The sequence below is a fragment of the Pseudomonas sp. BRM28 genome, assembly GCF_002939405.1.
GTDB classification, from domain to species: domain Bacteria; phylum Pseudomonadota; class Gammaproteobacteria; order Pseudomonadales; family Pseudomonadaceae; genus Aquipseudomonas; species Aquipseudomonas palmensis.
The window spans coordinates 2,151,584-2,175,635 of record NZ_PEFV01000001.1; the positions used below are offsets into that span (position 1 = coordinate 2,151,584).

General features: G+C 66.0%; 18 protein-coding genes and 1 tRNA gene. 11 read left to right on the top strand and 8 right to left on the bottom strand.

Annotated elements, in window-relative coordinates; translation table 11 throughout:
- Positions 1 to 41 precede the first annotated feature (41 nt).
- From CR917_RS10330 to CR917_RS10340, 3 genes are all read left to right on the top strand, one after another.
- On the top strand, positions 42 to 572 hold the full coding sequence (locus tag CR917_RS10330) for a sigma-70 family RNA polymerase sigma factor (protein WP_043864320.1): 531 nt from the start codon (positions 42 to 44) through the stop codon (positions 570 to 572).
- A complete protein-coding gene (locus CR917_RS10335) occupies positions 569 to 1,537 on the top strand; it encodes a FecR domain-containing protein (protein ID WP_256589645.1) in 969 nt (322 codons plus the stop codon). Before CR917_RS10330 ends, CR917_RS10335 begins: the two co-directional genes overlap by 4 nt.
- An 85-nt stretch (positions 1,538 to 1,622) precedes the next feature.
- A complete protein-coding gene (locus CR917_RS10340; protein ID WP_104572251.1) occupies positions 1,623 to 4,013 on the top strand; it encodes a TonB-dependent receptor in 2,391 nt (796 codons plus the stop codon).
- 7 nt (positions 4,014 to 4,020) lie between these two features.
- On the opposite strand, the gene CR917_RS10345 is transcribed toward CR917_RS10340, so the two are convergent.
- Together CR917_RS10345 and CR917_RS10350 are read right to left on the bottom strand one after the other, a co-directional pair.
- Entirely contained in the window at positions 4,021 to 5,376 is a 1,356-nt protein-coding gene (locus tag CR917_RS10345; protein WP_104572252.1) for an amidase, read from the bottom strand.
- A gap of 13 nt (positions 5,377 to 5,389) precedes the next feature.
- Complete coding sequence (locus tag CR917_RS10350; RefSeq protein WP_043864317.1) at positions 5,390 to 6,721, bottom strand: MFS transporter; 1,332 nt, start codon at positions 6,719 to 6,721, stop codon at positions 5,390 to 5,392.
- A 247-nt stretch (positions 6,722 to 6,968) separates the two neighbouring features.
- Here CR917_RS10350 and CR917_RS10355 point away from each other — a divergent pair, with 247 nt between their 5' ends.
- The 4 genes from CR917_RS10355 (at position 6,969) to CR917_RS10370 (ending at position 12,084) form a co-directional block, all read left to right on the top strand.
- A complete protein-coding gene (locus CR917_RS10355; protein ID WP_229589130.1) occupies positions 6,969 to 7,967 on the top strand; it encodes a LacI family DNA-binding transcriptional regulator in 999 nt (332 codons plus the stop codon).
- Positions 7,968 to 8,077: 110 nt separating this feature from the next.
- Positions 8,078 to 8,593: a sigma-70 family RNA polymerase sigma factor gene (locus CR917_RS10360; protein ID WP_043864315.1), complete on the top strand. Its 516-nt coding sequence runs from the start codon at positions 8,078 to 8,080 to the stop codon at positions 8,591 to 8,593.
- Positions 8,580 to 9,536 (top strand): FecR domain-containing protein, encoded by a 957-nt coding sequence (locus CR917_RS10365; RefSeq protein WP_104572253.1) that lies wholly within the window; start codon positions 8,580 to 8,582, stop codon positions 9,534 to 9,536. Before CR917_RS10360 ends, CR917_RS10365 begins: the two co-directional genes overlap by 14 nt.
- A gap of 91 nt (positions 9,537 to 9,627) precedes the next feature.
- Positions 9,628 to 12,084, top strand: coding sequence for a TonB-dependent receptor (locus CR917_RS10370; RefSeq protein ID WP_104572254.1), 2,457 nt, complete (start codon positions 9,628 to 9,630; stop codon positions 12,082 to 12,084).
- 9 nt (positions 12,085 to 12,093) lie between these two features.
- Here the strand turns inward: CR917_RS10370 and CR917_RS10375 are convergent, their stop codons facing one another.
- A complete protein-coding gene (locus CR917_RS10375) occupies positions 12,094 to 13,251 on the bottom strand; it encodes an MFS transporter (protein WP_043864312.1) in 1,158 nt (385 codons plus the stop codon).
- 300 nt (positions 13,252 to 13,551) lie between these two features.
- A complete protein-coding gene (locus CR917_RS10380; protein ID WP_078481506.1) occupies positions 13,552 to 14,772 on the bottom strand; it encodes an MFS transporter in 1,221 nt (406 codons plus the stop codon).
- 234 nt (positions 14,773 to 15,006) lie between these two features.
- Here CR917_RS10380 and CR917_RS10385 point away from each other — a divergent pair, with 234 nt between their 5' ends.
- The 4 genes from CR917_RS10385 (at position 15,007) to CR917_RS10400 (ending at position 19,128) form a co-directional block, all read left to right on the top strand.
- On the top strand, positions 15,007 to 15,528 hold the full coding sequence (locus CR917_RS10385; RefSeq protein ID WP_054916253.1) for an RNA polymerase sigma factor: 522 nt from the start codon (positions 15,007 to 15,009) through the stop codon (positions 15,526 to 15,528).
- On the top strand, positions 15,525 to 16,451 hold the full coding sequence (locus CR917_RS10390) for a FecR domain-containing protein (RefSeq protein ID WP_104572255.1): 927 nt from the start codon (positions 15,525 to 15,527) through the stop codon (positions 16,449 to 16,451). The genes CR917_RS10385 and CR917_RS10390 overlap by 4 nt, the downstream gene beginning before the upstream one ends.
- A gap of 96 nt (positions 16,452 to 16,547) precedes the next feature.
- Entirely contained in the window at positions 16,548 to 18,959 is a 2,412-nt protein-coding gene (locus CR917_RS10395) for a TonB-dependent receptor (protein ID WP_104572256.1), read from the top strand.
- A gap of 92 nt (positions 18,960 to 19,051) precedes the next feature.
- Positions 19,052 to 19,128: transfer RNA gene (locus tag CR917_RS10400), tRNA-Met, on the top strand.
- A gap of 116 nt (positions 19,129 to 19,244) precedes the next feature.
- Here CR917_RS10400 and CR917_RS10405 read toward each other — a convergent pair.
- The 4 genes from CR917_RS10405 to CR917_RS10420 all read right to left on the bottom strand — a co-directional run bounded on the left by CR917_RS10405 (position 19,245) and on the right by CR917_RS10420 (position 23,961).
- Positions 19,245 to 21,701, bottom strand: coding sequence for a TonB-dependent receptor (locus tag CR917_RS10405; protein ID WP_043864307.1), 2,457 nt, complete (start codon positions 21,699 to 21,701; stop codon positions 19,245 to 19,247).
- Positions 21,702 to 21,777: 76 nt separating this feature from the next.
- Positions 21,778 to 22,719, bottom strand: a complete 942-nt coding sequence (locus CR917_RS10410) for a FecR family protein (protein ID WP_054916256.1) — start codon at positions 22,717 to 22,719, stop codon at positions 21,778 to 21,780.
- Positions 22,716 to 23,231 carry a sigma-70 family RNA polymerase sigma factor gene (locus tag CR917_RS10415; RefSeq protein ID WP_043864306.1) on the bottom strand — a complete coding sequence of 172 codons (516 nt, stop codon included), beginning with the start codon at positions 23,229 to 23,231 and terminating at the stop codon, positions 22,716 to 22,718. The genes CR917_RS10410 and CR917_RS10415 overlap by 4 nt, the downstream gene beginning before the upstream one ends.
- Positions 23,232 to 23,343: 112 nt before the next feature.
- Positions 23,344 to 23,961: a LysE family translocator gene (locus CR917_RS10420; RefSeq protein ID WP_104572257.1), complete on the bottom strand. Its 618-nt coding sequence runs from the start codon at positions 23,959 to 23,961 to the stop codon at positions 23,344 to 23,346.
- Positions 23,962 to 24,052: the final 91 nt, after the last annotated feature.

Genomic DNA, 24,052 nt, shown 5'->3' on the forward strand with positions numbered 1-24,052 from the left:
TATACTTGATAACTATTCTCATTCGGTGCGGGCGCCACACGATGACCTCCCCTCCTTGCGGCTACCGTACCAACGTGGCCAGCCTCTACAGCGACAATCACGGCTGGATCCAGCAGTGGCTGGCGCGGCGTCTGGGCAACGTGCACGATGCCGCAGAGCTGGCCCACGACGTATTCCTGCGCCTGCTCGCGCAACCGCGCGAGTTCAGTAGCGACGGGCATGCGCGGGCCTACCTGAGTACGGTGTCCAAACACCTGTATGTGGATTTCCAGCGCCGCAAGCAGGTCGAGCGTGCGTGGCAGCAGACGCTGGCCAACCAGCCGCAACGCATCGCCCCCTCCGAAGAGCACCAGGCGTTGATCCTGGAGACTCTGGGCCAATTGCAGGCCATGCTCGAACGCTTGCCGGCACCTGTGGCCGAAGCCTTTTGCCTGGCGCAACTGCAGGGCCTGAACTATCGCCAGATCGCCACGCAGCTGGGTGTAAGCGAACGCACAGTCACCAAGTACATGGCCCAGGCCATGCTCCAATGCCTGCTGCTGGAAGTGGAGCTGGACGGGGCCTTGCTGTGAGCGCGGCCCTGGACTCTGCCACCCTGGAGCAGGCCGCCGACTGGTTCGCACGCCTGCGCGCCGCGCCAGCCGATGCGGCCTTGCGGGGCCAGTGGCAACAGTGGCTGGAACAACAGGAACAGCATCGTATCGCCTGGACCTACGTGGAGCGCATCAGCCAGCGCTTCGACAGCCTGCAACCGCAAGCCGGGGCGGCGCATCAGACGCTCGCCAGCCTGCGGCGCACGCAACGCTCCCGCCGCCAGGTGCTAAGCAGCCTGTGCGTGCTCAGCGGTGGGGTGACGCTGGGCTGGCTGGGCTGGCAACGCCACTGGGTGGACGACCTGCAAGCGCTCACTGCCGGCACCACCACCGCAGTGGGCGAGGTACGTCGCCAGGTGCTGGCCGACGGCACCCTCCTGTGGCTCAACAGCGCCACCGCCCTGGATGTACAACTGGACGGGCAGCGCCGGCTGCTGACCCTGTACAGCGGTGAAGTGCTGATCGAGACCGCCGCTGAGGCGCGGCCCTTCCAGGTGCAGACCCGGGCCGGCAGCCTGGTGCCCCTGGGTACGCGCTTCAGTGTGCGCCAGCAGGGCGCCCGCACCCTGCTCAACGTGTACGACGGCGCGGTACGCGCCACCTGTGCCGCCAGCGCAATTCAGCGGGTGGCCAATGCGGGCCAGGGCCTGGGCTTCGATGCCAGCACCATGGCCGCCACCACGCCGGCCTGCGCCCAACGCCAGGCCTGGAGTCAAGGCCTGCTGGTGGCGCAGGACATGCCACTGGGGGATTTCATTGCAGAGCTGGCCGACCATCGGCGCGGGCACCTGGCGGTGAACCCGCTGATCGCATCGTTAAGGGTCATGGGCACCTACCCGCTCAACGATACCGACCAGGTGCTTGCCATGCTCGAAAGCGCCTTGCCGGTGCGAGTTTCGCGACGCTTCGACTGGTGGGTGACCCTGGAGCCTGCAGAAAAATAAAAAGCGTCAGGTGCTTCCGGTTTTTGCGGCTCATTCGAATTAGAGGAGAACACCCTTTCACCCCTGTGCGCCCGAAGGATTCTGCATGCCACTCGCCTCTGCCCCTGCCCTGTTGAAACGCCCCCTGGCCCTGCTCATTGCACTCGCCAGCGGCGCCGCCACCGCCGCGCCACTGGACATCCCTGCCGGCCCCCTGGCCAGCCAGTTGAACCAGCTGGCAAGCCAGGCCGGTATCTACCTGGCCAGCGACGCCGCCCTGACCGCCGGCAAACAGAGCCGGCCCGTGACCGGTGCAAGTACCCCTGAGCAGGCCCTGCACGGCATGCTTGCCGGCACGGGCCTGAGCGTGGTGCGCACTGGCGAAAACCGCTACCAGCTGATCACCGCCCCCACCGGCAACGCCGTGGAACTGGGCGCCACCAGCATCAACGGCGCAGGCCTGGGCGAGACCACCGAGAACACCGGCGCCTACACCACCGGCCAGACCCGCACCGCCACCAAGCTCGGCCTGTCATTGCGCCAAACCCCGCAGTCGGTCACCGTGATCCCGCGCCAGGTACTGGACGACCACAAGCTTGCCTCGCTCGACGATGTGGTCAAGTTCACCCCCGGCCTGTCGAGCAACCACCGCGACAGCGACCGCTATACCTTCTACTCGCGCGGTTTCCAGATCCAGAACATACAGTACGACGGCATCCCGACCCAGGTGGCCAACGAGTCGCAGCAATTCACCAGCACCCTGTCGGACATGGCGATCTACGACCGTGTCGAAGTGGTGCGCGGTGCCACCGGCCTGCTCAGCGGTGCGGGCTCGCCCTCGGCCACCCTGAACCTGGTGCGCAAGCGGCCCACGGCGGACTTCCAGGGCTACGTCTCGGGAGAAGCCGGGGCCTGGGACCGCTACCGGGGCGAATTCGACGTCGCCGGCCCGCTGACCGACTCGGGTACGGTGCGCGGCCGCCTGGTCAGCGCCTATGAAACCGCCAACTCGTTCGTCGACTGGTACAAGACCGACAAGCGCGTGATCTACGGCGCACTGGATTTCGACCTGAGCGAAAGCACCCTGCTGCGCGTGAGCCTGGATTACCAGAACAACAACTCCGACGGGGTCAGCTTCGGGCACATTCCGCTGTTCAACAACAATGGCAGCGCGACGAACTTTTCCCGCTCGTTCAACCCCGGAGCCCGCTGGAGCTACCTGGACAACACCCAGTACAACTTCACCAGCGTGCTGGAGCAGAAACTCGCCAACGACTGGAGCCTCAAGGCGTCCTACAGCCACCAGTACGCCTACCGCCGCGGCGTGACCGGTTCGGCCAGTGCCGGGGCGCCCGACCCGCAGACCGGCGCCGGCGTGTCGATGTACATCAACCGCCTGGACAGCTACCAGACCCAGGACAACGCCGACCTTTACGCCAGCGGCCCGTTCGAGCTGGGTGGGCGCGAGCATGAACTGGTGGTGGGTGCCAACATCGCCTACACCCACCTCAACTACCCGACCTATCAACGTGCCAACCCGGCGGTCGACGATATCAACCAGTGGGATGGCAACCCGGGCGGCAAGCCGCACCTGTCCAAGACCGAAGAAAGCCTGACCCGCCTGAGCCAGTCGGGCACCTACACGGCCCTGCGCCTCAAACCCTATGACCCGCTGTCGATCATCCTCGGCACCCGGGTCAGTTGGTGGGACCAGAAAGACGACAGCAGCGACGAACTGACCGGCGCCAGCACCAGCCGCGACCGTACCAGAAAATCCGGCGTGGTCACCCCGTATGCCGGTGTGGTGCTGGACCTGAACGACACCTTCTCGGTGTACGCCAGCTACACCAACATCTTCCAGCCGCAGACCTACTACAAGACTGCCAGCAACACCTCGCTGGAGCCGCTGCAAGGCGACAACTACGAACTGGGCATCAAGGGCGAGTTCTACGACGGTGCGCTGAATGCGAGCCTGGCACTGTTCGAAGTGCAGCAGAAGAACACCCCGCAGTACGTTGGCGAGTCGCCCCAAGGGCGCGAAATCTACCGGGCCATTGCCGGTACCACCACGCGCGGCATCGAAACCGAAGTGTCCGGCGAAGTACTGCCGGGCTGGAACATCATCGGCGGCTATACCTACCGTGAATCCCACGACAAGGACGGCAATCGGGTCGAAACCAACCAGCCGATGAACCTGTTCAAGCTCGGCACCACCTACCGCCTGCCGGGGCAGCTGAACCGCCTGACCGTGGGCGGCAACCTGGTCTGGCAGAGCGACATCTACGCGGTCAACGGCACCTACGGCACCAAGGCACACCAGGGTGACTACGGGGTGGTCGGGTTGCTGGCCAACTATGCGGTGGATGAACACCTCACGGTCGGCCTGAACCTCAACAACCTGTTCGACACCCATTACTACGACGGCCTGGGCACCTTCAACTCAGGCTCCTACGGCGAACCGCGCAATGCCATGGTGAATGCCAAGTGGACGTTCTGAGGCTGCATCAAGTGCGAACGTAGCGCTGCGCCAGCAACTGCAGCAGCTGATCGTCGGCACCCGCCGCACCGATCACCTGCAGCCCCACCGGCATGCCCCGCACCTGCCCTGCCGGCAGGCTGATGGCCGGCAGGCCGGTGAGGTTCCAGGCACTGGTGTAACTGAGCACTGCAGCACGCACGTCGATACGTTGCTCACCCACCTGTACCTCGCGTGCATCCACCGGCGTCGCGGTGATCGGCACGCTGGCCGAGACCAGGAAGTCATAACGCTCGAACAGCCGCGCCATCGCCGCCTTGAGCCGAGCCTGGCCGGCCTGCGCGCGAATGTACTGCCAGCCCCTGACCTCGCGTGACAGCTCAAGGCGTTCGCGCACCTCCTGCTCGAACAGCTGCGGCGCCGTCTGCATGCGCTCGGCATGCACGTCGTAGGCCTCGGCGCGCTGCAGGGTGAGCAAGGTGTCCTTGAGCTGCGCCACCAACGGCTCCAGCTCGCCGGTCTGCTCCAGTGCATCGCCAAACAGCTGCTGCGCAGCCTGGTACACCTGCCCCTGAACGTCGGCGTCCAATGGCCCGAAAGTGCCCGGCTCGATCCAGCCTACACGCAGCGGGCGACGCAGCGTGGCCGGCGCGCAGGTACGCGCGGCGATCACTTCGAACACTACTCGGGCATCGTCCACATGGTTGGCAATCGGGCCCACGTGGTCGAGGCTCGACGACAGCGGGAACACCCCCTCCAGCGGCACGGCAGCGAACGACGGCTTGAAGCCGACCGCGCCGCACAAGGCCGCCGGAATGCGGATCGAGCCGCCGGTGTCGGTGCCCAGCGCCAGCGGCACCATGCCGCTGGCCACCGCCGCTGCACTGCCAGCGCTCGAACCGCCGGTGATGCAGCGCGCATCCCACGGGTTGCGCGCCGCGCCCTGCAGCGAGCGGTCGCCGGTGGGGCCATAGGCGAACTCGTGGGTCAGGGTCTTGCCCACGATTACCGCGCCGCCCTCGCGCAGGCGCTGCACGCACAGGGCGTCCTGCGTGGGGCGAAAGCCTTCGAAGTGCGCCGAACCATAGGTGGTCACGTGGTCGAAGGTGTCGATGTTGTCCTTGATCGCTACCGGTATGCCGTGCAGCGGGCCCAGGTCCAGGCCCTGGGCAAACAGTTCGTCGGCCTTGCGCGCCTGCGCCAGCGACACTTCGGCATCCACGGCGACAAAGGCATTCAGTGCCGGGTTCAGGCGCTCGATGCTGTCGAGCGCGGCCTGGGTCAGCTCGACACTCGTCAGGCTGCCGGCGCGCAGGCGCCGCGCCAGGTCGCCGACCGACAGGCCAAAAAAGTATCCAGTGTGGGTTGGCTTGGCCAGGTTCATACAGGCAACTCCATCAAACCGTTGCAGGTGTAGGGGAAGGGACAACCTGCCGGCTGCCGGGGCGCACCATCAGCATCGCGCTCATGCCCAGGGCCGTGGCCACGGCGGCGGCCACGAACATCGACGAGTAGCCATAGCGCACGGTCAGGTAGCCGGTGAGCATCGGCGCGATGAACGAGGCGGTGTTGGCGATGAAGTGGGTCATGCCGCTGTAGGCACCGACGCGGTTGGATGGCGCGGTGTCGATGACCACGGCCCAGTAGACCGAGTTGGGCAGCGCGTTGAGGGCGTTGGCCAGGGTCATCAGGGCGATCACGCCCCACACGGTCTGGGCCTGCGACACCAGCATGAAGCACAGCGTGGTCAGCAGCAGGCAGGTTGCGGCCAGCCAGCTGCGCGCCACCTTCAGGTTGCCGGTGCGACGCAGCAGCAGGTCGGAGATCTTGCCGCCCAGCAGCACGGTGAAGCAGGCGCCGGTCCACGGGATCATGCCCATGTACCACAGCGACGACAGGTTGTAGTGGAACTCGTCCTGCAGGTACTTGGGGGTCCAGGTCAGCAGCAGGAAGGTGACGTACACGAACGAGAAGTAGCCCACCGCATTGAGCAGCAGGTCCTTGTTCTTGAAGAAGTGCCAGATCGGCGCGACGCTGGTGGTCGGGGTGCTGGCGTTGGCGGCAGCGGCGCGCTCCTGGCGCAGGAACTCGCGCTCGGCCTCGGACACCCGCGGGTTTTCATCCGGGGTGTTGGTGAAGCGGGTCATGAAGAAGATCAGCAGCGCCAGGCTGACCACGCCCAGTACCACGAACATGCTGCGCCAGTCGCCGGTCAGGGTCTGCAGGCCGACCGCCACCGGGGCGGTGAGCAAGGCGCCCAGCGGTGTGCTGAGCAGGCCCACCGAGACCACGAAGCCGCGTTCCTTGGGCGTGGCCCAGTTGGCCACGCTCTTGTTGATCACCGAGTACGCCGGGCCTTCGGCAAAGCCGAACAGCACGCGGATGGTGGCAAAGCCGGCCATGGCCGAACCGCCCATGAAGGCCAGGCCCATGTCGCCGGCAAAGGCGGTGGCGATCTCGAAGATCGACCAGGTTCCGCCGGCGATCAGCCATACGCGCTTGGCGCCGAAACGGTCGGCCAGGATGCCGCCGATCAACGCACCGACGATGTAGCCGTAGCCGAAATAGCCCAGCACGTTGCCCCAGTCGGCCTTGTCGAAACCGTACTCGGGGAGAATGCTGGCCGAGGCATACGAAATGGCACCGCGATCGATGTAGTTGAGCAGCGCCATCAGCATGATCAGGAAGAAAATCTGGTAGCGAAAGCGCGGAACGGGTGGGTTGTTCATAGGGATCTGACTCTTCAAGTGATGGCAGAAGTCAAAAATGCGGCCGCGTCCGGCGTATTTTTATTGTGTTGCCCAAACGTTTGGGTTGAGCGAATGTATTCACACAAAAACATTTAGTCAATCGTTTGGGTAAAGGTTGTTTGCCGAGACAAGCCGTCGATTGGGTTAGAATCGCGCCCCGAAATCAGCCACGGTTGGAAGCCCCTCGAACATGCCCACTCCATCACGCCCTGCCACCTTGAAGTCCATGGCAACCGCCCTCGGGGTGCACGTTTCCACCGTGTCGCGGGTGCTCAATGGCGACCCTGCCGGGGTCGAGCGCGCGGCATCGGCCGAGGTGGTGGCGCGTATTCGGGCGTTGGCGAAAGAGCTGGATTATCGGCCGAACACGCAGGCATCCAACCTGAAGTTGCGCAAAAGCCAGGAGATCTGCGTGCTCATGCCGCGCCTTACCGATCTGGTGATGGCGACCATCTACGACAGCATCGACGCCGCCGCCGAACAGGCTGGCTACCTGACCTTCGTGTCCAATACCGACGATCAGCAACCCCGCCAGCTGGCGCGGGCCGAGCATGCCCTGCGCCGCTCGGTGGCGGGGTTGATCGTGGGCGACTCGCACGTGGGCGAGCAGCAGCCACTGCTGGAGCTGCTGGGGCGCAAGCACATCCCTTACGTGCTGGTCAGCCGGCAGATTGCCGGGCACCTCACGGCGGGCAGCGATGACGAGTTGGGCGGCTGGCTGGCGGCCGAGCACCTGTACCGCCTGGGCTGTCGCGACGTGGCGATCCTGGCGGGCGAGCGGCACGCCTCCACCGGTGCCGACCGCACCCGCGGCTTTACCCGGTACTACCGCGAACAGGGCATTACCCTGCGCCCGGAGTGGACGCTCAATGGCCCGTTCGACAGCCTCACCGGGCACAAGCAGGGCGAGTACCTGCTGGGGTTGAACCCGCGCCCCCAGGCGTTTTTCGCGGTGAACGACTTTCTGGCCATCGGCCTGATGGGCGCCGCGCGGGACAAGGGCCTGGAGCCGGGCAAGGACATCGCCGTGGTGGGTTTCAACGACACACCATTGGCCAACGAACTGATCGTGCCGCTGACCAGCGTGCGCCTGCCGCTGGCCGAGATGGGTCGGCATGCGGTGGAGTTGCTGCTCAAGCGCATCAAGGGTGAAGCGGTGGAGTCGATCATTCTGGCGCCGCAGTTGCAGGTGCGGGCGAGCTCGGGATTGCGGGTGGCTGGCTGAAGAACGGCTGGCGAAGAGGCCCGCACGCCCACCAATTGCATCGCGCCCTGCTCCCCGCATAGAATGCGAACGATTCACAATCACTTCTTGCGCGCAGGCCCCGACCGACGATGCCCACCAGCGACACGCTCCCTCCGTCCGAGGTCGACCTGCTCTACCGTACCCACCACTCCTGGCTCAACACCTGGCTGCAGCGCCGCGTTGGCTGTCACGCCCACGCCGCCGACCTGGCCCAGGACACCTTCGTGCGCCTGCTCAAGGCTCGCCACGCGCACCCGCTCAAGCAGCCGCGTGCCTACCTGAGCAGCATCGCCCGCGGCCTGATGATCGACCAGTTCCGCCGCCGCGCGCTGGAACAGGCCTACCTCGAAAGCCTGGCCCACCTGCCCGCCGCGCACGCGCCCAGCGAAGAACAGCGCTGGATGATCCTCGATACCCTGCAACGCCTCGACCGCCTGCTGATGCAGCTCAAGCCACGGGTGCGCCAGGTGTTTCTGCACGCGCAACTGGACGACATGAGCTGCCCGAAAATCGCCGAACAGCTGGGTGTGTCCCGCGCCACGGTGGAGCGCGACCTGGCCAAGGCCATGGGCGTCTGCTATCGGTTGCGCCATGCCCGGGGCTGAGCCAGCACCGGGCCAGGCCCACGTCGACCAGGCCATCGAATGGCTGGTGCAACTGCGCTACAACACGCCCACCGTACAGGCCGAACAGGCCTTTGGTCGCTGGCTCGACCAGCACCCGCACAACGCCCTGGCCTGGGCCCAGGTCCAGGCCATGAGCGAGGAGTTCAGCAGCCTGCCCCGCGAGCTCAGTCGGCGCACCCTGGAGGGCACGCAGCGACGCAGCATCAGCCGGCGCGACAGCCTCAAGCTGCTGGGCCTGCTCGGCGCCGCCGGCGCCCTGGGCTGGGTCGGTCGCGAGCCGCTCGGGCTGCCCACCCTGCTGGCCGACAAGCACACCGCCACCGGTGAGCGGCGCACCTTCCACAACAACGACGGCAGCGTGATCCAGCTCAACACCGCCAGCGCCATCGACCTGCGCTTCGCGGCCGACCTGCGCGCGCTGAGCCTGATCCAGGGCGAGGTGTCCATCGATACCGGCAACGACCCACGCCCACTGCGCGTGACCACCCGTGACGGTGTACTGCAAACGCAAGGCTCGCAATTGCTGGTACGCGAACGTACCGACGGCACCCTGCTGGCGGTGCGCCAGGGCAGTGTGACGCTGTACCCCGGCAACGGCACCGCGCCGCGCATCGCCCGCCCCGGCGAGCAACTGCTGTTCAGCGCCAGCGGCCAGGTCGGCCCGGCCGTGACTCACGCCGACCCGTGGGGCTGGCGCGAAGGCGTGCTCAGCGTGCAGCGGATGCCCCTGGGCGAGTTCATCGCCGAGCTGTCGCGCTACCGCCCCGGCGTGCTGCGCTGCGCCGAGGCGGTGGCCGGGTTGAAGGTGTTCGGCACCTATCAGCTGGCCGACACCGACCAGATCCTGGCGCTGGTGGCCGAAGCACTGCCGATTCGCATCGACTACCGCACCCGCTACTGGGTCAGTGTCAGCCCGGCTTGAATCTGTTTGAAAAATAAATGAGGTGGTTTCTCATTCAGCTTCGGCCTGTAGGGATAAAGGCGAAACGTCTGTCTCTTCTCAGGAGCCCCGAATGATCCACCCCAGTGTTGCCCGCCCCGATCCCCTTCAGCGCGCCGTGCGTGGCGCCTTGCTCGGCCTGGCCCTGAGCGCCGCCGCTGCGCCGTTGCTGGGCGCTGCCGCACCTGCGGCCACCCAGCAGGTGCAACGCTGGAACATTCCCGCAGGGCCCCTGGACGCAGCGCTTGAGCAGATGGCCCGCCAGGGTGGGCTGAACCTGTCGTATGACGCCGCCAGCCTGCAGGGCAAGACCACCGCCGGCGTGTCCGGCAGCCACGACAACGCCCAGGCCCTGGCGCTGCTATTGCAGGGCAGCGGCGTGCAGGTGCAGCAGAAGTCGGCCAACAGCTTCCTGCTGCTGCCGGCGGTGGACATCGGCGACGCCCTGGAGCTGGGCGCCACCAGCATCTCCAGCGACCGCCTGGGCGAAACCACCGAGCACAGCGGCTCGTACACCACCGGTGCGGTGACCATCGGCAAGATGCCCCAGACCCTGCGCCACACGCCGCAATCGGTGTCGGTGCTGACCCGCCAGCGCCTGGACGACCAGAACATCACCAACCTCACCACCCTGATGGAGCAGACCCCGGGTGTGGTGGTCGACTACGTCGACAGCGAGCGCGTCACCTACTACTCGCGCGGCTACCAGATCGACGCCATCCAGTATGACGGCGCCACCGTGGTGCAAGGCAGTGGCGGCGGCTCGTTCATCCAGAGTGACTCGGCGATCATCGACCGCGCCGAGATCCTGCGCGGCGCCACCGGCATGCTGCGCGGCGCGGGCAACCCCTCGGGCACCGTCAACCTGGTGCGCAAGCGCCCTACCCGGGACTTCCAGGCCTCGGCCAGCGTCACCGCCGGCTCCTGGGATGCGCAGCGCTATGTGGCCGACCTGTCAGGCGCGCTGACCGACAACGGCGCGATCCGTGGCCGCATGATCGCCGTGCACGATGACAAGGACTCGTTCCAGGACAGCCGCATGGAGCGCAAGAACGTGTTCTACGGCGTGCTGGCCGCCGACCTGGGCGAACGCACCACACTCACCGGTGGCATCGAATATACCGAGCTGGAGGCCACCGGCTCGTGGGGCGGCCTGCCAGCCAACTTCGATGGCTCGCCGCTGAAGCTCTCGCGCAGCACCTACCTGGGCGCCGACTGGAACCGCTGGAACCGCAGCAACCTGCAGACCTTCGCCGAGCTCGAGCATGTGTTCGACAACGACTGGACGCTCAAGGTATCGGGCACCCGCACGCAGTTTCGCCTCGACGACCACGGCTTCAAGCAGACCTACTTCACCCGCGCCAGCACCACCAACCCCTACCTGATGAACTACCAGGTGACCGAGGGCGACGGCGGCGAAAGCGAGCAGACCAACCTCAGCGCCACCCTCAACGGCCCCTTCCAGCTGCTGGGCCGCGAGCACGAACTGATGGTGGGCGTGGAGCGCATCCGCAACGACTCCACTGCCTCGGCCACCAACTTCACGGCCTCCGGGGTGTTCGACATTCGCGAATGGGACCCCAAGACCAGCCTGCCCGAGCCGTCGATCAACATCAGCGCAAAGCCGGTGATGACCCGCACCACCCAGCAGGCGGCGCACGCCACCTGGCGCATCTCGCTGGCCGACCCGCTGACCGCGGTGATCGGCGCGCGCATCAACTGGTACGACTACAAGCAGGAAAACAACCTCAAGACCTCAGGCAAGTACAGCGTCGACCGCGAGATCGTGCCGTATGCGGCGCTGATCTACGACCTGAACAGCAACCTGAGCCTGTACGGCAGCTACACCGAGATCTTCAACCCGCAAAGCGCCACCGATGCGTCCAACGCGGTGCTCGACCCGGTCACTGGCGAAGCCTACGAGCTGGGCGTGAAGGGCGAGTTCTACGATGGCAGGCTCAACACCTCGCTGGCGGTGTTCCGCATCTACCAGGTGGGCAACGCCCTGGATGACCTGGGCAGCCCCGACCCGTGCCTGCCCAACTACACCAGCGGCCACTGCAAGGTGGCCGCCGGCAAGAACCGCAGCGAAGGGTTCGAACTGGAAGTGACCGGCGAAGTGCTGCCCGGCTGGCAGGTGTCGGGGGGCTACACCTACACCACCACCGAGTACCTCAAGGACACCCTCAGCAACACCGGCAACGTGCTGCGCCCCACCGACCCCAAGCGCCAGTTGAAGCTGTTCACCAGCTACCGCCTGCCGGGGGCATACGACGCCTGGACCGTGGGTGGCGGGGTCAGTGCGCAAAGCGACATCTACTCGCGCAACGGCAATGCCGTGGCCTCGCAAAGCGGCTATGCGGTGTACAGCGCGCTGCTGGGCTACCGCTTCAACCAGCACTATTCGCTGCAGGTCAACGCCAACAACCTGTTCGACAAGCACTACTACAAGAAGGTGGGCGCCACGGCCACGGGGTACTACTACGGCGACCCGCGCAACGTCTCGCTGACCCTGCGCGCAAGCTTCTGAGGCCGGCCGCTACTGCGCGGTGCGGGCCGCATAGGCCTTGCGCCGCGAGCTACGGGCAAAGCACACGAACAGCGCGGCCATCGCCGCCAGTGCCATCGGCAGGCCATGGGGGGCGACGTCCATGGCCGCGCCACTGACCAGCGGCCCCACCAGGCTGCCCACACCCCACAACAGGCCGACGCTGGCATTGGCCGTGACCAGGTCCTGGCCCTTGAACTGCTGGCCGATCAGCACCAGCGCCAGGGTATACACCCCGCCCGCCACCGCCCCCAGCAGCACCAGCGCCGGCCACAGCAGCCACTGCACCTGGATCAGCCACGGCAGCGCCAGGCCGATCAGCATCGCCACCACGCCGCACACCAGGTGCACCGTGGTGCGCTCGCAGCGGTCGGCCAGCCAGCCCAGCGGCAACTGGAACAGCATGTCGCCGGTCAGGATCACCGTGACCATCAGCGCCGCCACGCCCACCGCATAGGCGTGGTTGGTGGCGTACACCGGCAGCAGCGAGAGAATCACCGCATCGAAGAACGAGAAGAACAGCACGCCCATGCACAGGGCCGGTGCCACACGAAAGAAGCCGCCCAGCGTAAAACTCTTCTCGCCGTCGTCACCGTGCTCCACATAGTCGTTGGGCACTGTCCACACGATGCTCGCCAGGGCCAGGGCATAGCAGCCGCTGACCACGATGATCACCCAAGGGCTATGGGTGCCGAACAGCGCAAGCATGGTCGGGCCGAGCATCTGGCAACCGGTGAAGGCGGTGGCGTACAGCGCCATGACCTTGCCGCGGTTGTGCTCTTCGCTCAGTTCGTTGACCCAGGATTCGCCCAGGATGATCGCGATCCCCATGCCCACGCCCATGCCCAGGCGCAGCAGGCCGAGCAGCCAGGTGGAGTCGAACGCCCACTCGATCAGCCCCACGCTCAGGGCGCACAGGCCGAAGCTGAGCAGGTAGATGGTGCGCCGGGTGAGGTGGCGGCAGCAGGCGTCCACCAGGAACGCCGAGAGCATCATGCCGGCAGCGGGCGCGGCCGACAGGATGCCAATGTGCAGGGTGCTGGCCCCGGCATCGAGCAGGCGCAGGGAAACCAGTGGCAGGGTGGCGCCCAGGCTCAACCCTACGATCGAAACGGCGAACAGAAGGCCCGCCAGCAAACGCGTGTTCATCTACAACTCCGAAACCCGCCGACGCGCACATGCGCGCAGGCATCAACATGACTGTGTTCTGAAAGCGACGGTCAGTTCAGGCGCGCGGAGGAGAAAAGGTGAAGGCGAACAGGACGCTGCGCCGACGCTTGAGCACCGTATCGCACGGCCAGTCGCACAGCAGGGCCTGGACTACCGGCGGCTTTGCTGCGCAAGGACGGGAGAAACGTTTCATGGGTCGACTACAGGAAAAGGAAGGCCGGCACTCTAGGTGAAACCCCGGCCAGGCGTCAATCGCATCGACGCCTGGCCGGCGCGCTGTCAGCGCTTGCGCGTGGACGGCAGCAGAATCGCCAGCAGCCCGAACAGCGGCAGGTACGAACACAACGTGTACACGTACTCGATGCCGTGAATGTCTGCCAGGTAGCCCAGCAGCGCCGCGCCGATACCGCCAAAGCCGAACATCAGGCCGAAGAAGATCCCCGCGATCATGCCCACGTTGCCCGGCACCAGCTCCTGCGCGTACACCACGATGGCCGAGAACGCCGAAGCCAGGATGAAGCCGATGATCACGCTGAGCACGCTGGTCCAGAACAGGTCGGCATACGGCAGCGCCAGGGTGAACGGCGCCACGCCCAGAATCGAGAACCAGATCACCGCCTTGCGCCCGATGCGATCGCCGATCGGCCCGCCGAAGAAGGTCCCGGCAGCCACCGCCCCCAGGAACAGGAACAGGTACAGCTGCGAACTGGCCACCGACAGGTCGAACTTCTCGATCAGGTAGAAGGTGAAGTAGCTGGTCAGGCTGGCCATGTAGAAGTACTTGGAGAACACCAGCAGGCCCAGCACCACCAGCGCGCCGATCACCCGGTTGCGGCTCAGGCCGTGGGTGGCGGCCTGGCCGGCCTTGGCCTTGAACAGCGCCAGGTGGCCGCGGTACCAGCGGCTCAGGCCGTAGGTGACGATCACTGCAAACAGCGCGAACAGGCCGAACCACACCACGTTGCCCTGGCCGAACGGGATGATGATGGCGGCAGCCAGCAGCGGCCCGAACGCCGAGCCGGCATTGCCGCCGACCTGGAAGGTCGACTGCGCCAGGCCGAAGCGCCCGCCCGAGGCCAGGCGCGCGATGCGCGAGGTTTCCGGGTGGAAGGTCGAGGAGCCGATGCCCACCAGTGCCGCAGCCAGCAGAATCATCGGGAAGCTGCCGACATACGCCAGCATCACGATGCCCACCAGGGTGCACAGGGTGCCCAGGGGCAGCAGGTTGGGCATCGGCTTGCGGTCGGTATAGAAACCGACGGCCGGTTGCAGCAGCGAGGCGGTGATCTGGAAGGTCAGGGTAATCAGCCCCACCTGGGTGAAGCTCAGCCCGTAGTTGGCCTTGAGCAGCGGGTAGATCGACGGCAGCACCGCCTGGATGAGGTCGTTGATCAGGTGCGCCAGCGCACAGGCAGCGATGATGCGCATCACCAGCGGGCTGCTCTGGCTGGGCGCGCCGTTGCTGGCGTGCGTACTTGACGGGGCGGTGCTCAAGGCCATGGGAAAACGTCCATCGGGTGGTCGGGATCCAATTATCCAGAATTCGTTAGCAAGCGCACTATTCTTTTCAGTGAGTGGGCTACTTGTTAATAATTCTCAGTAACGCTAGCATCGCGAGCACTTGTGGGAGCGGGCTTGACCCGCGATTGCATCGCCGCGGAGCCAAGCACATGCGCGGTGACTGCATCGCGGGTCAAGCCCGCTCCCACACCCATAGCGAGCCCCGACCACTCCATGCCCGACAATCAGGAAGACCGAAGCCTGACGCTGCTCTACCAGCGTCACCGCAACGAGCTGCTGGCCTTTCTCACCCGTCGGGTGCGCTGCCGGGAGACCGCGCGCGACCTCTTGCAGGACGCCTTCGTGCGCCTGATGCACAGCGAGCGCAGCGAGGTCGGCAACCTGCGCGCCTTCCTCTACCGCATCGCCAGCAACCTGAGCATCGACCACGCGCGCCGCAACCAGGTGCGCGGGGTCAGCGACGAGCAGGCCCTCGACCAGTTGCTCACCGACACCAGCCCCGAGCGCAGCGCCGTGGCCGGCAATACCCTCGACCATCTGGAGCGCCTGATCGACGGCCTGCCCTCGCCCACCCGCGAGGTGTTTCTGCTGGCCCGGGTCGAGCAAATGAGCTACAAGGACATCGCCGCACGCCTGGGCCTGGAGCCCCGCGCCGTGGAGCGCCACCTGAACAAAGCCCTGAGCCACTGCGCGGCCGCCGCCCTGCACGCGCGCCAGCCGAACGAAGCCGAATGACGCCCGATCACTCCCCCAGCGCTGAACGCGAACAGCAGGCCTTGCACTGGTTTACCCGGCGCCGTGCCGATGACCTCACGCCCACTGAACGCGACGCCTTCGACGCCTGGGTGCACGACGCACAGAACGCCGCCGCGCTGACCGCCGTCGAACAGCTCTGGCAGACCCTGGAGCTGCCCGCCCACCGGGTGCGCAAGGCCGACCGGCACCGCGCCAAGAAAAGCCGTTGGCCGCTGTATGCGGCCGCCGCCAGCCTGCTGCTGGGCTCCGGCCTGAGCTGGTTGCTGGTGCCCTCGCTACACACCCTGGGCAGCGACTACGCCACCGCCGCCGGCGAGCGCCGCGAGGTGCAACTGGCCGACGGTTCGCGCCTGCGCCTGGACAGTGCCAGCGCGGTGGACATCGACCTCGACGGCGACACCCGCACCGTGCGCCTGCGCCAGGGCCGGGTGTTCGCCGACGTGGTGCACGACGGCAGGCCCTTCGTAGTGGAGGTCGACCAGGCCCGGGTGCAGGTGCTGGGCACTCGCTTTTCGGTCAGCCGTGGCGAGCACGATGACGTGGTGCTGCTCAGCGGCAGCGTCGAGGTCAGCACCACCAGCCAGCGCCAGCGCCTGAGCCCCGGCCAGCGCCTGACCCTGCACGGCGAACGGCTCGATGCGCCGCAGACGGTGGATGCCGAACGCCTGCTGGCCTGGCGCGACGGTCAGCTGCGGGTGCGCGATGTGCCGTTGCAGCAGGTGCTCGAACAGCTGGCCACCTACAAGGGCACCCGCCTGGTGCTGCTCAACGAGGCCGCCGGCCAGCGACGGGTCAGCGGCAGCTTCAACCTGGACCAGGCCGACAGCGCCCTCGATGCCCTGCTCAGCAGCCAGAAACTGCGTGCCGATGCCGTGTTGGGGCACTGGCTGATCGTGCGCTGAAAATATTTTGCCGACGGCGCGGTAATTCCCGTTTCTGCTGCGTCACACCCCCAACATAAGAAGCATTACCATTTGCACCTTCTTGGGGGAGGAACCATGCAGTACCCACGTGACGTCGCATTCACCCGTCGACCCTTGGCCAGCGCGATCCTGGCCGCCAGCCTGCTGGCGTTGCTGCCAGGCGCCGCCGTGCAGGCCGCCGAGGCCACTCAGGCCCAGACGCAACGCATCGATTTCCATATCTCGACGCAGTCGCTGGTCGATGCCATCGAGCTGTTCAGCGCGCAAAGTGGCTACCAGGTGATCTATGACGCCAACCAGGTAGCGGGCATCGTGTCCCCCGAGGTGCAGGGCCACTACACCGCCGAACAGGCGCTGCGCACCCTCACCGGCAGCAGCGCACGGCTGAGCCAGCCCAACCCCAACAGCTTCCTGATCGAGCTGCCGGTGGATCTGGGCAGCGGCCTGCAACTGGATGCCGTGAGCATTTCGGGCAAGGCGCCAGGCTCGACCACCGAAGGCACCGGGCTGTACACCACCTACTCCTCCAGCAGTTCGACGCGCCTGAACCTCACGCCCAGGGAAACCCCGCAGGCGCTGACCGTGATGACCCGCCAGCGCCTGGACGACCAGCGCCTGAGCACCCTGACCGACACCCTGGAAGCCACCCCGGGCATCATCGTCACCCGTGACGGCCTGGGCGCCGAGAGCGACAGCTACTATTCGCGCGGCTTCGTGATCCAGAACTACGAAGTGGACGGCGTGCCTACCACCACGCGCATGGACAACTACACCCAGAGCATGGCGATGTACGACCGGGTGGAGATCGTGCGCGGCGCCAGCGGCCTGATCAGCGGCATGGGCAGCCCGTCGGCGACCATCAACCTGATCCGCAAGCGCCCCACCTACGAGGGCCAGGCCAGCATCACCGGCTCGGCCGGCACCTGGGACCGCTACGGCAGCGGCTTCGACGTGTCCGGCCCGCTGACCGAAAGCGGCAACGTGCGCGGCCGCCTGGTGGCCGACTACAAGACCGAAAAGGCCTGGGTCGACCGCTACAAGCAGGACACCCAACTGCTGTACGGCATCACCGAATTCGACCTGAGCGAAGACACCCTGCTGACCCTGGGCTTGAGCTACCTGCGCACCGACGTCGACTCCCCGCTGCGCAGCGGCCTGCCCACCCGGTTCAGCAACGGTGAGCGCAGCAACCTCAGCCGCTCGATCAACAGCGCACCCACCTGGTCGTACAACGACCACGAACAGACCAGCTACTTCGCCTCGGTGGAGCAGCAACTGGGCAACGGCTGGAGCGGCAAGCTCGAGTACAGCCACTCGGAAAACAAGTTCGACGAGCTGTTCGGCTTCGTCATGGGCGATCTGAACCCGGACGGCAGCGGCATGAGCCAGCTGCCGGTGCGCTTCTCGGGCACCCCGCGCCAGGACAACCTGGACCTGTACGTGACCGGCCCGTTCAGCCTGTTCGAGCGCGAGCACGAACTGATCGGCGGCGTGACCCTGTCGCAGTTCAGCCAGAGCGTGCCCGAGTGGGGCGGCTGGCGCTACGACTACAACGCCACCCCGGGTGCGTCGATCGACAACATCTTCGACTGGGACGGCAAGCAGCCCAAGCCGGCGTTTACCGAAAGCGGCAAGTCGTCACAGGAAGAAAACCAGTACGCCGCCTACCTCACCACCCGCCTGCACCTGAGCGACGACCTGAACCTGATCCTGGGCAGCCGCCTGATCGACTGGGAGCGCAAGACCGAGGACCGCCCCTATGGCGCGGCCAGCAGCAACACCGACCGCAAGGAAACCGGCGTGTTCATCCCCTATGCCGGGGTGGTGTACGACCTGAACGACACCTGGTCGCTGTATGCCAGCTACACCAAGATCTTCAACCCGCAGGGGTCGTGGGTGCAGGACGCGCAATTCAAGCCCATCGACCCGATGCAGGGCATCGGCTACGAGATGGGCATCAAGGGCAGTCACTTCGACGGCAAGCTGAACTCCAGCGTGGCGGTGTTCAAGCTCGAACAGGACAACCTGGCGATCTGGCAGCACGACAACGTGTACGAGGCCAAGCAGGACACCACCTCCAAAGGCATCGAGATGGAGATCAACGGCGAACTGGCCGAGGGTTGGCAGGCGTCGGCGGGGTATGCCTATACCCTGACCACCGACAACCAGGACGAGCGCATCAACACCGTGCTGCCGCGTCACAGCCTCAAGACCTTCACCAGCTATCGCCTGCCGGGGGTGCTGGACAAGGTGACCGTGGGCGGTGGCGTGAACTGGCAGAGCAAGGTGGGCAACGACCTGCACACCTTCACCCAGGGCAGCTATGCCATCGCCAACCTGATGGCGCGCTACGACATCAACGAGCACCTGGAAGCCTCGGTGAACCTGAACAACCTGTTCGACCGCGAGTACTACAGCATGGCCGGCCTGTACGGCACCTACGGCGCACCACGCAACGTGATGACCAACTTCACCTACAGGTTCTGAGGGGTTTTTGGCTAAGCGGTTGATCGGGCGTTAAATTTTTTGAAATTGGGTGTTGACACAACATCGTTTCGAGCGAATAATGCGCGCCACTTGGCTACATAGCTCAGTTGGTTAGAGCATAGCATTCATAATGCTGGGGTCCGGGGTTCAAGTCCCTGTGTAGCCACCAAGTACTAAAAAGGGCTTACCGAAAGGTAGGCCCTTTTTTCATGCCTGAAGAAAAGTGCCGGCCGCTTCGCCGGCAAGGCCGGCCCCTGCACGCCCGCAGGAGCCGGCCTGATCCTTTCAGAGCGACCAGCGCAACGTCAGCATCGCATTGCGTGGGTCACCGTAGAAGTTGCCGCCATACACCGTGTTGGTGGCAATGCTCTGGTAGTACCTGGTGTCGAACACGTTGTTCACGTTCAGGCGAACGTCCAGGTGCTCGGAGGCCTTGTAGCTGAGCATCAGGTCGACCAAGGTGTAGGCATCCTGCTCGATGCGGTAGGTGCTGTCGGTGGCGTACCAGTTGTCACCCTTGTTGTAGATCGCATTCTGCCGGTACACCCCGCCGCCGACCTTCCAGCGCTCGAACTCGCCCGGCAGCTGGTAGGTGGTGAACGCCTTGAACACGTGCCGCGGGATGTCGGTGTCGAACAGCCGTCCCTCGTTGGCCGGGTCGCCGTCCTTCACGTACTTGACCTGAGCGAAGGTGTAGCCCGCGCCCAGTTCCCAGCCCGGCAGCACGGTGCCGTTCACTTCCAGCTCGATACCCTCGCTGCGCAGCTTGCCCGCCGCCTCGGAGCAGCTGGGCACCAGGTCGGAGCACTGGTAGCGCTCCAGGGTCTTGGCGCGATTCTCCTGGTCGATGCGAAACACCGCGGCACTGGCATTCAATGCGCCGTCGAAGTACTCGCCCTTGATCCCCACCTCGTAGTTCTTGCCCTCGATCGGCTTGAGTTCGCTGCCGCTGGCGTCCTGCTCGGACTGCGGCTTGAAGATGTCGGTGTAGCTCACGTACACCGAATGCTGCGCATCCAGGTCGTAGATCACCCCGGCGTAGCGGGTCAGGTTGCGCGTGACGCTCACGTTGACAGGCTTGCCCAGGCGCGTGCCGTTGCGGGTCTGGGATTCGCTGTCGTACCAGTCCAGGCGCCCGCCCACGATCAGCTTCAGGTCGTCGGCCAGGTTGAAGCGCGACGTGACGTAGGTGCCGGTCTGTGAGGTTTCGCGGTCCTGGTGCCAGTAGTTCAGGTCCAGGCGACGCTTGGGCAGGCTGCCGGGGTCCCAGGCATGGATGTTCATGCCGATCAGGTCGTCGCTGTAGTTGCCCTTGCCCTCGAAGGTCAGCTCGCGGCGGCTGGCCCCGACTACCAGTTCGTGTGTACGCCCCAGCAACTGGTACGGCCCGGTGGCATAGGCGTCATAGCTGCTCTGCTCGTCGTCGTAGTGATACTGCCCCAGGTACTGGCCGAACACCTCGCCCTCATCGCCCATGCGCTCGGTCATGCTGCCGAGCATCTTGAGCTTCGACCAGGTGCGGCTGGCCGCCAGCAGCAGCTTCCAGTCGTTGTCCAGGCGATAGTCCAGGCGGCTGAACAGGGTGGTGTTGTCCTGGTCCCAGTATTCCCAGTCGTTGCCCAGGTAGGTGGAGCGCGAAAGGTGCAGGTCGCTGCCGTCGATGCCAGTGGGCAGGCCGCCCCAGGTGGAGGTGTTGTTGACGCTCTGGTTCGACAGCCCCAGGGTGAAGGTGCTGTTGTCGCTCAGGTCGGCCTCGCCGATGGCATAGAACACCGAGCGCTCGGTATCGGCCACGTCCTGGAAGCTGTTGCGGGTCTGGTAGGCGGTGACCATCCGGCCGCGCAGGGTGCCGCTGTCGTTGAGCGCGCCGGAGCCGTCGACCTCGGTACGGTAGTTGTCCCAGCTGCCGGCACTGCCGGTGATGCTCAGGCGCGGGTCGGCCGTGGGGCGCTTGCGCACCATGTTGATCGCCGCCGACGGCGTGCCCGAGCCCTGCATCAGGCCGGTGGCGCCGCGCACCACCTCGACGTGGTCGTAGATCGCCATGTCGGGCGTGGAGTTCATGTCCCGCGAGAGGTAATGCGACAGGTCGTTGGAGAGCCCGTCGTTCATCAGGTTCTCGACGGTGAAGCCGCGAGCATAGAAGGTCGGGCGCTGCGGGCCGTCCTTGGTCATGGACATGCCGGGGGTGTTCTTGAGCACATCTTCCAGGCTCTGCATGTCCTGGTCGTCCATGCGCTGGCGGGTGATCACACTCACCGACTGCGGGGTTTCGCGGATGCTCAGGGGCAGCTTGGTGGCCGTCTGCATCGGCCCGGTGGTGTAGGAGCCGGTACCCTCGGTGGTGCTCCCCAGCACCTGCCCGTTGATACTGGTGGCGCCCAGCTCCACCGCGCCGTTGGCCGCCGGCAGCGCCACCAGCACGTAGCCGTCGCTGCTGGCCTGGGCCTGCAGGCCGTGGCCGTACAGCAGCGCGGCGAAGCCGTCCTGCAGGGCATAGTTGCCCTGCAGCCCGGCGCTGGACAGGTTGGCGACCTGGCCGGCATTGAACGAAATGGCCACCCCCGACTCGCGGGCATAACGGCTCAGCACGTCGCCCAGCGCCCCGGCCGGGATGGCATAGCGCTGCACCTGCTGTTGCGCATGCGCCGGCTGCAGGGCCAGCAGCGGCAGCGTGCCGAGGGCTAGATGAACCGCCAGCGCCAGGGCGCGGCTGGGCTTGAGGGGCTTGTGTGAAGGCATGTTCCCGACTCTCCGATGTATTGGCTAATACAAGGACGCACAGGTAACGGGAACTGGAAGCGTTTGATAAGGATTTCTATTCAAGAGTGACTCGCGTGACCCACGGGGTGTAGTGCTGCACCCGGATCGGGAAGCTGCGCGCCAGCAGGCGCAACGCCCGCTCGCTGTCGTCGGCGGGCAACACGGCGGTCACGTTCAGGTGCGCCAGCGCCTTGGCATCGAACAGCAGGTAGCCGCCGTGATTGCGTGCCAGGCGCTCCAGCACCTCGCCCAGCGGCTGCTCCTTGACCATCATCTGGTGGCTGGCCCAGGCCTGCTCCAGCCCGGCGGCGTCGACCGCCTGGAGTGGCTGGATGCCAGTGGCGTCGAAGCGCACCTGCTGGCCGGCGCTGACCGTGCGGCTGCTGCCGGCGCTCTTGACCTCGGTGCTCGACTCGAGCATGGCCAGGCGTGTGCTGTGCTCGCTGCGCTCGACCATGAAGCGGGTGCCCAGGGCACGGATGCTGCCGTGTTCGGTGACCACGCGGAACGGGCGACTGGCGTCCTTGGCCACATCCAGCAGGATCTCGCCGCTGAGCAGGCGCAGGGTGCGCGATTGGGCGTCGAACTGCAGGTCGACCGCCGACCGGCCATCCAGGCTGATGCGGCTGCCGTCCGGCAATTGCTGTGTAGCCCACTGGCCGCTGCCGGTACGGATATCGGCCATCAGATAAGCCGGCGGATAGTGCTGCAGCACCAGGCCGGCCGGCAGCAGCAGGCCCAGGCTGATTGCCAGCGCCTTGAGCGCGCGCTTGCCACGGGGTTGCGGCGCAATGCGCTTGAGCGCCGCGCGGGCCGGCGCACGGGGCAGTTCACGCAGTGGCGCGAGGCTGCCCTGCAACTGGCGCACGGCCTCCAGGTGCTGCGGGTCGCTGGCCAGCCATGCCTCGAAGGCCTGCTGGTCGCCGGCACTGGCGCTGTCGTCCAGGCGCACCAGCCATTCGGCAGCCTTGCGCAGCGTGGCCGCAGGCAGGTTCACAGGGCAGGATCCGTGGCAGCGTGGCAGTGCAGCAGGGCCTGCACCAGGTGGTTCTGCACCGTCTTGGTCGAGACGTTCAGGCGTGCGGCGATCTCGGCATGGCTGAGCCCTTCGAGGTGACGCAGGATGAACACTTCGCGGGCGCGCACGCTCATCAGGTCGAGGGCACGGGCGATGTGCTCCAGGGCCTGGAGCGCGGCCAGCATCTGCTCGGGAGAAGGTGCCTGGTCGAGGTACTCGACGTGCCGGGCGAGCGCTTCGCGGTAGGCCTGTTCGAGCTTCTGCCGGCGCCCGCGGTCGATCAGCAGACGCCGCGCCACGGTAGCCAGGAACGCCCGCGGCTCGCGCGGGGCCACATAGCTGCCGGCGCTGAGCAGGCGCATGAAAGTGTCCTGGGCCGTGTCGGCAGCGTTGTGCGGGCAGTCCAGGCGTTGGCGCAGCCACACCAGCAGCCAACCGTGGTAGCCCTTGTACAACGAAGCGAGACTGTCGGCGGGTGGGGTGGCTTTCATGTCGGCGGCACTAAATGAGAATGGTTATATCTTATGGCGCCGCTGGTGGGAGATGCAATGGCGGGATCGGTGGTGCGCCTTTCGCTGGCAAGCCAGCGCAGCGGCCAGGCGCTCAGCGCACATTCACGAACACCACCGCCCCCCCCAGGCCGATCAACGCCACCCCGATCACCCGGTCCACCATGCGCTGGCGGCGCAGCATCGCCTGGCGCAACGCCTCCCGCGAAAAGAACAGCGCCACCAGGCTGAACCACACCCAATGCGCCAGCGACATGAACGCCCCATAGGCAAAGTTGAGCCCCAGCGAGGCCCCCGGCTGCACCACCTGGCTGTAGGCGCTGACCACGAACAGCATGGTCTTGGGGTTCAGCGCATTGGTCAGAAAGCCCGATGCGAACGCCCCCCATGCACCGCGCCCCGTCACCCCCGCCGCGCCCTCCAGGGCCACCGGCGCACGAGTGCGCAGCGACCGATACCCCAGGTAGATCAGGTACCCTGCCCCCACCACCTTCATGGCCATGAACAGCCCCGGCGACTGGCTGATCAGCACTGCCACCCCCAGCACCGTGTACACCACATGCACCTGCACGCCGCAGGCAATCCCCAGGGCGGCGAGCAATCCGCTGCGCCTGCCAAACGCATAGCTGCTGCGTGTCACCATGGCAAAGTCCGCCCCCGGGCTGATCACCGCCAACACGGTAATCAAGGCCACCGCCAGCAATTCACCCACCGTCGATACTCCATGAAATGACGCAGATGATTCTGCGCAGCGCCATTATCGAAAGCTTCAGCACGGCAAAAAAGCGATTTATAGTGGCGCA